This window comes from Actinophytocola sp., assembly GCF_035634895.1.
Taxonomy (GTDB): domain Bacteria; phylum Actinomycetota; class Actinomycetes; order Mycobacteriales; family Pseudonocardiaceae; genus Actinophytocola.
Genome location: NZ_DASQCC010000228.1, coordinates 16,938 through 30,833 on the forward strand (window position 1 = coordinate 16,938; position 13,896 = coordinate 30,833).

A 13,896-nucleotide genomic window follows, 5' to 3' on the forward strand; every position below is an offset into this window, starting at 1 on the left:
GCGGTTGAGTCAGATTTGGACGGTCAGCGAGGAACCCTCTGCCGCGACGGGTTCCGACCCGGCGAGCTGGACCCGCCAGCTGGCGGGCGCGTTGTCGGACGAGACGTGCACCTCGCCGCCGCGCCGGGTGGTGGTGAAGGTGCAGGCGACGGTGCCCGCGGTGGTGGGGAGCTCGGTCGTGACGGTCGCGCCGTCGGCCAGGTCGTACACGCGCAGGGTGATGCCGTCGGCGTAGTCGTAGTCGGGCCGGTCGTCGACGGCGCCGACCGGCAGCACCGCGCCGGGCCGCACGAGCAGCGGGACGCTGCCGAAGCCGTGCTCCTCCCGCACCCAGCGGGGTCCGGTGACCGTCTCACCGGTCAGGTAGTGCGTCCACTCGCCGGCCGGCACGTAGTAGGAGACGTCGCCGCCCTCGGTGAACACGGGCGCCACCAACAGGTCCGGGCCGAGCATGTACTGCCGGTCCAGATGCACGCACGCCGGGTCGTCGGGGAACTCGACGACCATGGCCCGCATCACCGAGACGCCGTCGAGATGGGCGACCCGTGCCGCCTGGTACAGGTACGGCATCAGCGTCGCCTTGAGCTTCGTGAACTTCCGCAGGACGTCGACGGCCTCCTCGTCGAACGCCCACGGCACGCGGTAGGAGTAGTTGGCGTGCAGGCGGCTGTGCGAGGACAGCAGCCCGAACGCGATCCAGCGCTTGAACAGCCAGGCTTCCGGCGTGCCCTCGAAGCCGCCGATGTCGTGGCTCCAGAACCCGAAGCCCGACATCGTCAGCGACAGCCCGCCCCGCAGCGTCTCCGCCATGGACTGCGGAGTGGACAGGTTGTCCCCACCCCAGTGCACCGGGAACTGTTGCCCGCCAACGGTCGCCGACCGGGCGAACACCACGGCGTCACCCTCGCCGCGCCGCTTGCGCAGCAGGTCGAACACGGTCCTGTTGTAGAGGTAGGTGTAGTAGTTGTGCATCTCGGCCGGATCCGCGCCGTCGTAGTACACGGCGTCGGTGGGAATCCGCTCTGCGAAGTCCGACTTGAAGCAGTCGACACCCATGTCCAGCAACGCGTCCAGTTTGGACGCGTACCACTCGCGGGCCTCCGGGTTGGTGAAGTCCACGATGGCCAGTCCCGGCTGCCACAGGTCCCACTGCCACACATCGCCGTTTGGGCGCTTGAGGAAGTACCCGAGTGCCTTGCCCTCCTCGAACAGCGACGAGCGCTGTCCGATGTAGGGGTTGATCCACACGCACACGCGCAGCCCGCGTGCCTTCAGCCGGGCCAGCATGCCGGGCGGGTCCGGGAAGACCTTCGGGTCCCACTCGAAGTCGCACCACGACAGCTCCCGCATCCAGAAGCAGTCGAAGTGGAAGACCGAGAGCGGCAGGTCCCGTTCGGCCATGCCCTCGATGAACGAGGTCACGGTCGCCTCGTCGTAGTCGGTGTTGAACGACGTCGACAGCCACAGCCCGAACGACCACGCAGGCGGCAGCGCGGGACGGCCGGTCAGCGCCGTGTACTTCGCGAGGATCTCCTTCGGCGTCGGGCCGTAGATCACGAAGTACTGCATGGACTGCGCCTCGATGCTGAACTGCACCTTCGACACGTCCTCGGACCCGGCCTCGAACGACACCAGCCCCGGGTGGTTCACGAACACGCCGTAGCCGGCGTTGGTCAGGAAGAACGGCACGTTCTTGTACGCCTGCTCGGTGCACGTGCCGCCGTCGGCCATCCAGATGTCGACGGCCTGGCCGTTCTTCACGAGCGGGCCGAAGCGCTCGCCCATGCCGTACACGGCGTCCCCGACGTTCAGGCCGAGACGCTGGACGAGGTGGTGCCCACCGTCCGAAGTGGACATGAACGCGGTGTCCTTGGCACTGCCGCTCGTCAGCGTCCGGCCGCCGGCGAGGAAGTCGACCTGCCACGGCTGCCCCGTGAACCGCACGGACAGCGCGCCCGAGGTGAGCGTCGCGGACTCCTCGTCCACCGTGAACTCCGTGCTGCCGGCCGTGAACAGCTCGAACCGCGGCGACCTCGTGGCGGTGCCTGCGTGGTGGGTGACCCGCACGCCGATCACGTCCGGCAGCGGCGCGGTGACGTCGATCGTCAGCACCGCCCCGCTCTGCAGGTCGCGCCGGCTGCGCACCGGATACGTCGGCGCGAGGACACGCATGCCCTCGGCCGTCGTCGCCACGTCGAGCACCTCGACGGCATAGGTCGGGGTGATGCCCGCGCGCATCATCCAGTGCCCGTCGGTGAACTTCATTTGACCGCTCCCACCGCGATACCCCGCGTCAGTGTCCGTTGGAAGATAAGGAAGAACACCACCGCCGGCGCGATGCCGAGCAGCGCGGACGCGCTCTGCGCGGTGACGTCCATGAGTCGCTGGCCCTGGAGCACGCCGAGCGCGACCGGGACCGTCTGGTTGTCGTTGGATACCAGCATGATCATCGGGATGAAGAACTCGTTCCACGTCCAGATGAAGAAGAACACCAGCAGCACCGACAGCGTCGGCCAGGACAGCGGCACGACCACCCGCCACAGCACCTGCCACCGGTTCGCGCCGTCGATCCGCGCCGCCTCGACGATCTCCCGGGGGAACGTGGAGAGCACCGAGGACAGCAGGTACACGCCGAACGCGCTCTGGATCGCGGTGAAGATGATGATCACCGCGAGCTTCGTGTCGTAGAGGCCGGCCTCCTTCGCCAGGTAGTACAGGGGATAGACGAGTGTCTCCTGTGGCATCAGGTTGGCCAGCAGGAAGATCGCGATGATCCACACGCGCCCCTTGACCCGGCCGATGCCGAGCGCGTAGGCCATGAGGATCGACACCAGCACGGCGAGCGCCGCCACCGAACCGGCTATCACCGTGCTGTTGAACAGCTTCTCGCCGAAGTCGACGCGCAGCCAGAAGTCCGTGATGCCCTTGAGGTAGATGCCGCCGGGCAGGCCGAGCGGTCCCCTGGCGGTGTAGTCCTGCGGCGACTTGACCGCGTTCATCAGCACGAGCAGGAACGGGAAGACGGTCACGGCCGCGAGCACGACCAGCACACCGGTGACGAGACGTTGGCCCAGCCTCATGACACCCCCTCGCCCGTGCCGCGGCGCAGGAACGCTCCGCGGGCTCCGCAAGCTCCGCTCATCGGTCCTCCTTGTTCTGCGCGCGGAGGAACAGGAAGGAGAGCGTCACGATGATCGCGGCGAGGATGGTCGCGATGGCGGCGCCGTAGCCGACGTTGGCCTTCTCGAAGAAGTTCTGGAACGAGAAGTACGAGGGGGTGAGCGTCGCCCCGCCCGGCCCGCCCCTGGTGAGCACGAAGATCTTGTCGAAGGACTTCAGTCCCGCGATCGTGCAGGTGAGCAGCACGACGAAGATCTCCTGCCGGATCTGCGGCACGGTCACCGACCACAGCCGCCGCCACCACGAGGCGCCGTCGAGCGCGGCGGCCTCGTACAGCTGCGGGTCCACGCGCTGCAGGCCCGCCATGAAGATCACCAGCGGGTAGCCGATCTGGATCCAGACGAGCACGGCCATGACACTGAGCAGCGCCGTCTTCTCGTCGCCGAGCCAGTTCTGCGCCCAGGAGTCGAGGCCGACCAGCCGCAGGAAGGCGTTCGCGGCACCGTACTCGGGATGCAGGATCCAGCCCCACACGATGCCGGCCACGACCGCGGGCAGGACCTGCGGCAGGTAGAACGCGGCCCGCAACGTGGTGGTCGTGCGTGGGTGGTGCTTGGACACGACGTCGAACAACGCGGAGGCGAGGATCAGCCCGAGGATCGTCGGGATGACCGCCATGGCCACGATCAGGGCGAGGTTGTTGCGGAACGAGAGCCAGAAGGTCCCGTCGCTGAACAGCTTCTGGTACTGCTGCCAGCCAACCCATTCCGGATCCCCGACCCCCTGCCACTTCGTGAAGCTGATGCCGATGTTCATGACGAGCGGCACCGCGATCACCGCGACGAACAGCACGACCCCGGGGACGAGGTAGGGTAGGTACCCGCGGGTCGGCTCGTTCGCCTTCCCGGCCGGCCTCGGCGGCCGGGAAGGTGCCGCGGTGGCCGCCGGCGGCGCCGGCGCGTCCTGGTGCAGTGTCAAGGCGCGTCACCTCCGCCGGTTCGCCGGTACCGGGTCGAGAACAACGTCAGCCGCCTATGTTCGCGAGGTTGTCGTCGTACGGGCCGGCGATCTCGTCGAGCATCTGGCCGGGGGACGCGGTGCCGTTGATCAGCTTCTGCGTCGCGGACACCAGCACGTCGTAGTATCCGGGCGCGGGCCAGTCCGGGTAGTACGCGAGCCCGTCGCGGTCCACGAGCGTCTGGTAGTTCTCGATCAGCTCCTTGCTCTTTGGGTCGGTGATCGCCGAGGGGTCGGCCGCGACCGGGATCCCGCCCGAGTTGCCGAGCAGGGTCTGGTTCGCCTTCTTCATCGTGATGTCGATGAAGTCGTAGGCCAGGTCCTTGTTCTTCGACTTCTCCGGCACGACCCAGAGGTTGCCGCTCGACCCGAGCGCCAGGTCACTGCCGGGGAACAGGAACGAGCCCCACTCGAAGTCCTTCACCGTCGACTGCACGCGGCCGTACCACCAGCTGCCGGACACCATCATCGGGAACTGGCCCTTCATGAACGCGAGACCCATCCCCTCGGCGTCGATCCCGGCGGAGTCCTTCGCGATGTAGCCCTTCCGCACCCAGTCGGCGAAGGTCGTCGCGCCGTAGGTCCACGCGGCGTCGTGGAAGTCGACCTTTCCCTTGTACTGCTGGAGGTTCTGCACCCACTCGTTGTCCGCCCTGGACAGCGCGAGCTGGTAGAGCAGCTGCTGCGCCGGGTACTCCTTGCCGCCCATCGCCAGCGGCGTCACACCGGCGGCCTTGAACTTGTCCATCGCGGACACCAGCTCGGCGAACGTCTTCGGGATCGCGACGCCGTGCTGGTCGAACAGGTTCTTGTTGTAGTAGACCATCGTGTACTCGGCGTAGTTCGGCACGCCGAACCACTTGTCGCCACCCATGACGCCGCGCTCGTCGTACTTGCACGTGGTCTGCAGGCTCGGGCTGAGCAGCTTGTCCCAGCCGCGCTTGGTGACCTCCGAGGAGATGTCGGTCAGCAGCCCCTGCTTGGACAGCAGGCCAGCGGTCGCGTTGCCCTTGTTGTACTCCATGATGTCCGGCGCCTCGTCGGAGTTGAGCACCATCTGCGCGCTCTTCTGGATCTGCTCGAAGCCCTTCTCCTCGAACTTCACCTTGACGCCGGGATGGGCCTGCTCGAACTCCTTGATCGCCTCGTCCCACGCCTTGCCCATCGCGCTGTCCGGGCCTTCGTAGTGCCACAGCCGCAGCTCGTTGGGGTTGCCCGCACCCGAGTCGCTGCCACACCCGGTGATCGCGGTCGCGGCTACCGCGAACACCGCGAGTAAGGCCTTTCCTGACTTGAACATCGTTGTTCCTCCGGTCCTGGAGAGGTTGTCGAATCGCTTCGACGATGGCGCTGTCTGAGTGCGTCGGGTGGTCGGGTGGCTACTTCGGGCTGCTCGTACTGGCTCGCGCGGTGAGCCGCGGGGAAAGCAGGGTGGCGGCCGGCACCTGCCGGCCCTCGAGCTTGGCCATGAGCAGGCCGACGGCCTGGCGGCCGACCTCCTCGGCGGGGATGGCCACGGAGGTCAGCGCGGGCATGGTGTGCTCGGCCAGCTCGTCCGGGCAGATCGCCATCACGGACAGGTCGTCGGGCACCGACCGGCCCGCCTCGCGGAAGGCGGACAGCAGCGGCGCGACGACCGGTTCGTTGTGGACGACGACCGCGGACAGGTCAGGATGGTCGGAGAGCAGCTCCGCGGCGACCTTCCTGGCGCCGGCCGGGGTCGCCTCGCAGGGGTGCACGCTGACCTCGACCCCGTGCCGGGCCGCGGCCTCGGTGAACCCGGCGGTGGTCCGGGTCGCGAAGCCGGTCTCCCGCTCGTAGACCTCGGGCGGGGAGCCCACGAGCGCGACCCTGCGGTGACCGAGCCCGGCCAGGTGGTCCACACACGCCGCGCCGGCCGCGGTGAAGTCCAGGTCGATGCAGGTCAGGCCGTCGGTCTCTGCCGGGAACCCGATCAGCACGGCGGGCCGGTCGAGCTCCTTCAGTACGGGTATGCGCGGGTCGTGCAGCTCGACGTCCATGACGATCATGGCGTCGACCAGCGAGGTGCCCGCGACCCGGCGCAGTCCGGCCTCGCCCTCGTTCTGGGTGAGCAGGAGGACGTCGTGGTCGTGCTCGCGGGCGGTGAGGACGACCGAGGTCGCGAACTGCATGATCACCGGCACGTGGATGCCGGTGCGCAGCGGCACCACCAGGGCGACGACGTTGCTGCGGTTGCTCGCGAGTGCGCGGGCGCCCGCATGCGGTTGGTAGCCGAGCGCCCTGATGCTGGCGAGAACCCGCTCCCGGGTCTCCTGGGTGATGGACCGCTTGCCACTGAGGACATAGGACACGGTGCTCGGGGCGACCCCCGCGTGCCGTGCCACGTCCTCGATCTTGGCCACGTCGCCCGTCCTGTCCCGGCGCCTGTCCGGCGCCGTCGAATCGCTTCGACGATGAAGGGTAGGAGGCCGACAGCGGGAAGGCAATGGCCTTCGCTTGCTGAAAGTCGACGCAAGGTCTTTCAATACGGGTATGAATCGTGAGTGGTGGCGTGACGCCGTCGTCTACCAGGTGTACGTGCGCAGCTTCGCGGACGGCGACGGCGACGGGATCGGTGACCTGCCCGGCGCGCGGTCCAGGCTGCCGTACCTGGCCGACCTCGGCGTGGACGCCGTCTGGCTCACCCCGTTCTACACCTCGCCGATGGCCGACGGCGGCTACGACGTGGCCGACTACCGCGACGTGGACCCGCTGTTCGGCACGCTCAACGACGCGGCCAGCCTGATCAGCGACGCGCACGAGCTCGGCTTGCGCGTGATCGTCGACATCGTGCCCAACCACTCCAGCGACCGGCACGAGTGGTTCCGGGCGGGACTCCGTGACCGGTACATCTTCCGCCCCGGCAGGGGAGAAGGAGGGGAGTTCGCCCCCAACGACTGGGAGTCGCTCTTCGGCGGCCCGGCGTGGACCCGGGTGCCGGACGGGAGCTGGTACCTGCACCTGTTCGACCCGCACCAGCCCGACCTGAACTGGGACAACCCCGAGGTCCACGCCGAGTTCCTCGACATCCTGCGGTTCTGGCTGGACCTGGGCGTCGACGGTTTCCGCGTGGACGTCGCGCACGGCATGGTGAAGGCGCCCGGCCTGCCGGACGTCGGCCACCCCGCCCAGAGCGAGCTGCTGGGCGCGGAGCCGCTGCCGTACTTCGACCAGGACGGCGTGCATGACATCTACCGGGCATGGCGCCAGGTGCTCGACGAGTACCCGGGCGACCGGATGGGTGTCGCGGAGGCGTGGGCGCCCAACGCGGAGCGGACCGCGCTGTACGTCCGCCCGGACGAGCTGCACCAGGCGTTCAACTTCCACTTCCTGAAGGCGAGCTGGCAGGCCGAGTCGTTCCGCACCGTCATCGACGAGACGCTGGCCGCGAGCGAAGCCCCACCGACGTGGGTGCTGTCGAACCACGACGTGCACCGGCACGTGACGCGGTACGGCGGCGGCGAGACCGGCCGGCGCCGGGCGCGGGCGGCGGCGATGCTGATGCTGGCGCTGCCCGGTTCCGCGTACGTCTACCAGGGTGAGGAACTGGGCCTGCCGGAGGTGCTCGATCTGCCCGAGGAGGTGCTGCGGGACCCGACGTGGGAGCGGTCGGGCCACACGGTCCGCGGCCGTGACGGCTGCCGGGTGCCGATCCCGTGGACCAGCACGGGTCCGTCACTGGGATTCAGCGAGGGCACCGGTTGGCTGCCGCAGCCGGAGGACTGGGCGAAGCTGTCCGTCGCCGAGCAGCGCGCGTCCCCGGATTCGATGCTCTCGCTGTACCGCGCGGTGTTGCGACTGCGGCGGACCCTGCCCTTCGGCGACTTCGAGTGGCTGGACCAACCCCCGGACGTACTCGGCTTCCGCCGCGGCGACTTCCACTGCGTGGTGAACTTCGGCGCGTCGGTGGTGCGGCTGGCCGGCTCCAGGCGGATGCTGATGGCGTCGTCGTACTACGGCCTGGAGGGTGGGGAGGTCCTGTTGCCGCCGGACACCGCGTTGTGGTGGGCGTGAACGCCCGGCTGAGTGACATCGCCGCGCAGGCAGGGGTCAGCGAGGCGACGGTGAGTCGCGTGCTGAACGGCAAGGCGGGCGTGTCGGCGGCGACGCGGCAGGCCGTGGTGGCGGCCATGGACGTGCTGGGCTACGAGCGACCGCCGAGACTGCGGGAACGCAGTGCCGGACTGGTGGGGTTGATCACGCCCGAGCTGTCGAACCCGATCTTTCCCGCGCTGGCACAGGTGATCGAGCAGGTCCTGACCTCACGCGGGTACACGCCGGTGCTGTGCACGCAGACTCCCGGTGGGTCCACGGAGGACCAGCTGACGGAGCTGCTGGTGGAGCGGGGCGTCACCGGCATCATCTTCGTGTCGGGCCTGCACGCTGACTCGACGGCCGACATGGACAGGTACGTGAAACTGTCCGGCCGCGGCGTCCCGTTCGTGATGATCAACGGCTACACGGAGAAGGTGTCGGCCCCGTTCGTGTCGACGGACGACCGAGCCGCGATGCGCCTGGCCGTGTCGCATCTGGTGGAGCTGGGCCACGAACGAATAGGCCTTGCGGTCGGCCCGCGGCGGTTCGTGCCCGTGCTGCGGAAGGTGGAGGGCTTCGTCCAGCAGATGCGGACCGCGCTGCCGTACACGGCGGAACAGGCGGAGGAGCTGGTGCAGCACTCACTGTTCACCGTGGAGGGTGGGCAGGCGGCGGCGACGGCGTTGCTGGACAAGGAATGCACGGCCATCGTGTGCGCGAGCGACCTGATGGCGTTCGGGGCCGTGCGCGCGGCGCGCCACCGCGGCCTGGCCGTACCGGCGGACATCTCGGTGGTCGGGTTCGACGACTCGCCACTGATCGTGTTCGCGGACCCACCGCTCACCACGCTCCGCCAACCGGTCGAGGCAATGGGCCAGGCCGCGGTGAACGCCCTGCTCGAGGAGATCGGCGGCACCCCGGCACCACACGCGGAGTTCGTGTTCCTACCGGAGTTGGTCGTCCGCGGCTCGACCGCCGCCCGCACCGCATCTCGAGGCCGCTCCCGCAAGCTTTCCTGACCAACGAGGTGTTCCGCTCGGGCGATGTCTCGAAGGCGGCGGCCGCGTTCGGTGGCCTTGAAGGGGCTTCAGGGCATGGGAGCGTTCTCGGCCTTGCACGGCACGGAACCTGAGGGCCAGCGGCGGCGACTCCGCCTCATTTCTTGATCAACGCGAACGCAGGTGGTTGCGTGGGCAGTGAGTGTTTTTCATCCGGCGGTGACCTCGTAGTTCTGTAGTACGTGGATGGCTTTGGTGAGTCGGCCGACGCGGCGGGGGCTGACTCGGACCTTGTGCGGGATGCGCCAGTAGTTGAGCTGGGCGTTGGCGCGTTCACCCGGGCCGCGGAGCCGGGCATGGACACGGTTGGCGTCCTTCAGCGACTCGGGTTTGTTCTTGCCTTCGTACGGGGTGATCACCCGTTCCCGGTCCTGGTCATAGCCGTGGTAGCCCTTGTCACCCCACGCGATCAACCCGGCCTGTTCAAGCGCGGCCAAGATCTGCCAAATACGGGCGGCCGCCGTGTCATGGGTGCTGCCCGGTAACTCACCTGACACCCACAGGATCGTCCCGTCCGGGGACGCGATCACCTGCAGGTTCACTCCATGGCATTTTGTGCTCGCCCGAATAGAACGGCCGGTCGAGGGCGATCCGGTCGATCGGGATCACCGTGCCGTCGATGATCACACAGGCCATCCCCTCCCGCTTCGCCTTGCGCAGTACGGCCCGCAGCTTCGGCGCCCGCACGGCGAGCAGCTCCACGGTCTCGTTGACATACCGCCAGCACGTCGTGGTCGAGACCCCGAACCCGGCCCCGACCTCGACAAACAGCTCGCCCTTACGCAGGTGCACCAGCACCAACAGGGCCTGGGGCCCCGGGGTTGAACGCCCGCCATGGCGAGCCGACCTTCCGGCGATGGGTGCGAACCAGCCCGGACACGAAGGTCAGTGTCTGACGTGACAACGGCAACACCGCACGGTAGAACAGCATCCGAAGCCCCCTGGTGTCGTGTGGACATGGATCTTGGTCGATCGCTGTCCTACCAAGGGCTTCACTACGTTCCCAGCACCGACACACCAACGACCACCTGGCCTGTCCAGCAACCCTGACCTACAACCCCTTAACCGCCAACACATCCAGACCAGAATGAAAAACACTCAGTCCCCCACCCGACCCAGGGGGCCTGCCCCGGTCCCATTGTACCGGCTGGGACCGACAAAACCGCTGGTCAGCGGGGGGTGTGGATAGCTTTCACCCGGTGAGTGCGAGCGAAAGGGACACTCGTGTGCCGGGTGAAGATGTGACCGTGGGGCGGCCGAGGAAGTGGCTCGGCCGCCCCCACGGGTTCCGGTCAGCGCCGGAACGTGCCCCCGTCCACGGTCACCGCGCCGGTGGACGGGGTGCGGAGGGTACGGTTCGCGCCGGTTTCCCAGAGCACCGGCTGACCGTCCTGTCTGATGACGAACTTGTACTCGATGTCGGTGTTCGGCGGCAGGGTGCCGCTGCCCGTCCACCTCGGGTACGTCCCGGTCCCCGTCGTGAGCGGGACCGCCGCTGCCGGGTCCCAGTTGCCGAGTGCCGGCACGTTACCCACGACGTAGACGTTCTGCCCCCACACCGTCTCCGCCTGCACGGTGTACGTCGCCGAGATCGTGGTCGGTGGGGTCTGTGTGCCGCCGCTGTGGAACGCGACCGCCGACTTCGCCGGGACCGTCAGCGTCGCGCGGCCGCCCGACACCGTGACCCCGTTGGCGCAGGCGGTGATCACGTTGCAGTACGTGCCGTCCGCCATCCCGACGGTGAACGAGCCGGTGTACGCCCCGCCGCTGTTGTTGATCGCGACGAAACCCGCCGAGCCGCGACCGAAGCCGATCACGTTCGACGACGGCGACTGCCAGTTCGCGACCGCCGCGCTGCCGACCGCGTTGTGGAACGCCACCATGCCGCGCACGGACGTGTCCCGGTCGAGGCAGTACCAACCGCTGCCGCAGTTCGTGTCCGTGACGAAACCGTTGGAGTTCGGTGGCGCCTGGTCGTTGTTGCCGTACTGGAAACCCGCGTACACGGTCGGTGTCGTGTCCTTGTACGCCAGCTGGAACACGTTCGCCAGCACGGCCGTCGCGCCGTCCTTGTAAGACAGGTGCTGGCCGCTGCGCTCGGTGTCGTGGTTCGTGACGAAGGAAACCGCGTTCGCCGCGGGCAACAAGCCCTGCGAGAACGAGGACAGCGACGAGATGTCACCCTGGAAGGCCGACTTCAGCTTGTCACCGTAGCCGAAGTCCAGCACATCACCCGTGCTGTGGTAGTCCGAGGGCGCGGGCGGCTGACCGCCGGCGATCTCCAGGAACACGTACGGCCGCGCGCCGGACGTCGTGTTCCGCAGGCGCCCCACGATGTTCGACAGGTCCGCCGCCGGGATGTGCTTCGCCGCGTCGACGCGGAAACCGTCGACTCCCAGCGCGACCTGCGAGTTCAGGTAGCCGGCGAGCTTGCCGCGGACGCTTTCCAGGCTGGTCTTGAGGTCCGGCAGGTCGACCAGCTCGCAGTTCTGCACCTCCCACACATCGCCCCAGTTCGCGATGTCGTGGTCGCAGACGTCCACGTTGTACTCGCCGCGGTCGTACATCACCGGGTCGTACTTGTCGGTGAGCACCGTGCCGTCGTAGCCGGTGCCGGTCTGCGCGGCCGTGTGGTTGACGACCGCGTCCGTGTAGACCCTGATGCCGACGCCGTGGCACGCGTTGATCATCGCCACGAAGTCGGACTGCGTGCCGAACCGGGAGTTCAGCTTGTAGCTGTAGGGCTGGTAGATGTCCCACCACACGCCGCTCGGCTGCTTGAGCGACTCGGCGGGCGGGGCGACCCAGACCGCGCCGTACCCGGCCGGGTCGAGCTGGTTGACGCACTCGGCGGCGACCGAGTGCCAGTTCCAGGACCACAGGTTGGCGATCACGTCGCCGTTGGGGACTCCGGTGTCCGCGCTCGCGGTGTGCGTGCCGAGACCACCGGTGCAGAGGGACGCCGCGACCGACAGGACGAGCGCGGGCAGGAGCAGTCGCCTCATGCTGGTTCTCCTCGTTGAGCCTTGCGTAAGTTTCTGCAACTTCTTGCAGGCTAGCTCGTGAGGATGCGGCTGTAAACCAGCGCGTTCACGCGAGACCTCGGCCAGCGCCCGGCGCGGATGTCCAGATCGTCGACGCAGGCGCCCGTCTTGCGTAAGGAGCCGCAAGGCCTTTCAGCTGAACAGCACCGCGGCGATCGTGTCGATGCCCAGGTCCAGGTCCTCCCGCGAGATCATCAGCGGCGGCGCGACCCGCAGCGTCGTGTCGTGCGTCTCCTTGCACAGCACGCCCCGGCGCATCAGCTCCTCGCTCGCCTCCCGCGCGGTCCGGCCACCGGGCGCGATCTCGACGCCGGCCCACAGCCCACGCCCGCGCACCTCCGCGACCCCGTGCCCGACCAGCTCACCCAGTCGTGAGTGCAGGTGAGCACCGAGCGAAGCCGACCGCGACAGGTAGTCACCGTCGCGCAGCAGCCGGAGCACGGCGCGGCCGACCGCGCACGCCAACGGGTTGCCACCGAACGTGGAGCCGTGCTCGCCGGGGCGCAGCACCCCGAGCACGTCCCGCCGGCCGACCACCGCCGACACCGGCATGATCCCGCCGCCCAGCGCCTTGCCCAGCGTGTACAGGTCGGCGACGACGCCCTCGTGCTCGCAGGCGAACAGCGTGCCCGTCCGCCCGAGCCCGGCCTGGATCTCGTCCGCGATCAGTAGCACGTCGTTGTCCGTGCACAGCTGCCGCACGTCCCGCAGGTAGCCGGCCGGCGGTGTCAGCACCCCGGCCTCACCCTGCACCGGCTCGATCAGCACGGCGGCCGTGCGCGGCGTGATCGCGTCGGCCAGCGCCCCCGCGTCGCCGAACTTCACCACCCGGAAGCCCGGGGTGTACGGGCCGAAGTCCGCCCGCGCGTCGTCGTCGGTCGAGAACGAGATGATCGTGGTGGTGCGGCCGTGGAAGTTCGACCCGGCCACGATGATCTCCGCGGTGCCGTCCGGGACGCCCTTGACCTGGTAGGCCCACTTGCGCGCGACCTTCAGCGCCGACTCGACCGCCTCGGCGCCGGAGTTCATCGGCAGCACCATCTCGGTGCCGGTCAGCTCCGCCAGCTCCTGGCAGAACAGGCCGAGCTGGTCGTGGTGGAACGCGCGGCTGGTCAGCGTCACCCGCCCCAGCTGCGCGACCGCCGCGGCCACCAGCGAGGGGTTCCGGTGGCCGAAGTTCAGCGCCGAGTAGCCGGCGAGGAAGTCCAGGTAGCGCTTCCCCTCGACATCGGTGACCCACGCGCCGTCCGCCTCCGCGATCACCACGGGTAGCGGGTGGTAGTTGTGCGTGCTCCACTGTTCGTCGAGCGCGATGAAGTCTGCGGCAGTCATCGACATGTGAACAGGTTAAGCCCGATGACCGGCGGTTTCATCCGCAGACCATTGCGTCGAACGCCGAATCATTGCGCGATCGCCGACAGGACCGGTCGTTCGTTGCGAGTCCCGGCCGGCGGGACGGCTCACGACCGCCGGGTCAGCCCTGGAACGTCGCACGGTAGGCGTGCGGGCTGGTGCCCACGACCCGTTTGAACCGCTCGCGGAACGCCGTCGGCGAACCGAAGCCGACCTCACCCGCGATGCGGTCGACCGGGTGTCTCGTG

General features: G+C 68.5%; 10 protein-coding genes and 1 pseudogene. 2 read left to right on the forward strand and 9 right to left on the reverse strand.

The features are described 5' to 3' along the window. Nucleotides 1–9: 9 nt before the first annotated feature. The 5 genes from yicI to VET29_RS35565 form a co-directional block, all read right to left on the reverse strand. A complete protein-coding gene (yicI, locus tag VET29_RS35545; protein WP_324929092.1) occupies nucleotides 10–2,265 on the reverse strand; it encodes an alpha-xylosidase in 2,256 nt (751 codons plus the stop codon). Then, complete coding sequence (locus VET29_RS35550) at nucleotides 2,262–3,080, reverse strand: carbohydrate ABC transporter permease (protein ID WP_324929094.1); 819 nt, start codon at nucleotides 3,078–3,080, stop codon at nucleotides 2,262–2,264. The genes yicI and VET29_RS35550 overlap by 4 nt, the downstream gene beginning before the upstream one ends. 58 nt (nucleotides 3,081–3,138) lie before the next feature. Next, nucleotides 3,139–4,098, reverse strand: coding sequence for a sugar ABC transporter permease (locus VET29_RS35555; protein WP_324929096.1), 960 nt, complete (start codon nucleotides 4,096–4,098; stop codon nucleotides 3,139–3,141). 46 nt (nucleotides 4,099–4,144) lie between these two features. Continuing rightward, complete coding sequence (locus tag VET29_RS35560; RefSeq protein ID WP_324929098.1) at nucleotides 4,145–5,437, reverse strand: ABC transporter substrate-binding protein; 1,293 nt, start codon at nucleotides 5,435–5,437, stop codon at nucleotides 4,145–4,147. 79 nt (nucleotides 5,438–5,516) lie between these two features. Further along, a complete protein-coding gene (locus tag VET29_RS35565) occupies nucleotides 5,517–6,521 on the reverse strand; it encodes a LacI family DNA-binding transcriptional regulator (RefSeq protein WP_324929100.1) in 1,005 nt (334 codons plus the stop codon). Nucleotides 6,522–6,651: 130 nt separating this feature from the next. Here VET29_RS35565 and VET29_RS35570 point away from each other — a divergent pair, with 130 nt between their 5' ends. Next, nucleotides 6,652–8,172, forward strand: coding sequence for a glycoside hydrolase family 13 protein (locus tag VET29_RS35570; protein ID WP_324929102.1), 1,521 nt, complete (start codon nucleotides 6,652–6,654; stop codon nucleotides 8,170–8,172). Next, nucleotides 8,169–9,212 carry a LacI family DNA-binding transcriptional regulator gene (locus tag VET29_RS35575; RefSeq protein ID WP_324929104.1) on the forward strand — a complete coding sequence of 348 codons (1,044 nt, stop codon included), beginning with the start codon at nucleotides 8,169–8,171 and terminating at the stop codon, nucleotides 9,210–9,212. The genes VET29_RS35570 and VET29_RS35575 overlap by 4 nt, the downstream gene beginning before the upstream one ends. 188 nt (nucleotides 9,213–9,400) lie before the next feature. Here the strand turns inward: VET29_RS35575 and VET29_RS35580 are convergent. From VET29_RS35580 to VET29_RS35595, 4 genes and pseudogenes are all read right to left on the reverse strand, one after another. After that, a pseudogene (locus VET29_RS35580) lies at nucleotides 9,401–10,182 on the reverse strand (transposase family protein). A 361-nt stretch (nucleotides 10,183–10,543) separates the two neighbouring features. Beyond that, entirely contained in the window at nucleotides 10,544–12,256 is a 1,713-nt protein-coding gene (locus VET29_RS35585) for a carbohydrate-binding module family 20 domain-containing protein (RefSeq protein WP_324929106.1), read from the reverse strand. 171 nt (nucleotides 12,257–12,427) lie between these two features. Next, nucleotides 12,428–13,627, reverse strand: coding sequence for an ornithine--oxo-acid transaminase (gene rocD / locus VET29_RS35590; RefSeq protein WP_324929107.1), 1,200 nt, complete (start codon nucleotides 13,625–13,627; stop codon nucleotides 12,428–12,430). 142 nt (nucleotides 13,628–13,769) lie between these two features. Then, on the reverse strand, nucleotides 13,770–13,896 hold a 127-nt coding region (locus VET29_RS35595; protein ID WP_324929109.1), incomplete at its 5' end, for a helix-turn-helix domain-containing protein.

Bases quoted from the DNA above. Each gene is read 5' to 3' on its own strand.
- yicI (WP_324929092.1), bottom strand. From the start codon at position 2,265: ATGAAGTTCACCGACGGGCACTGGATGATGCGCGCGGGCATCACCCCG.
- VET29_RS35550 (WP_324929094.1), bottom strand. From the start codon at position 3,080: ATGAGGCTGGGCCAACGTCTCGTCACCGGTGTGCTGGTCGTGCTCGCG.
- VET29_RS35560 (WP_324929098.1), bottom strand. From the start codon at position 5,437: ATGTTCAAGTCAGGAAAGGCCTTACTCGCGGTGTTCGCGGTAGCCGCG.
- VET29_RS35570 (WP_324929102.1), top strand. From the start codon at position 6,652: ATGAATCGTGAGTGGTGGCGTGACGCCGTCGTCTACCAGGTGTACGTG.
- VET29_RS35585 (WP_324929106.1), bottom strand. From the start codon at position 12,256: ATGAGGCGACTGCTCCTGCCCGCGCTCGTCCTGTCGGTCGCGGCGTCC.
- rocD (WP_324929107.1), bottom strand. From the start codon at position 13,627: ATGACTGCCGCAGACTTCATCGCGCTCGACGAACAGTGGAGCACGCAC.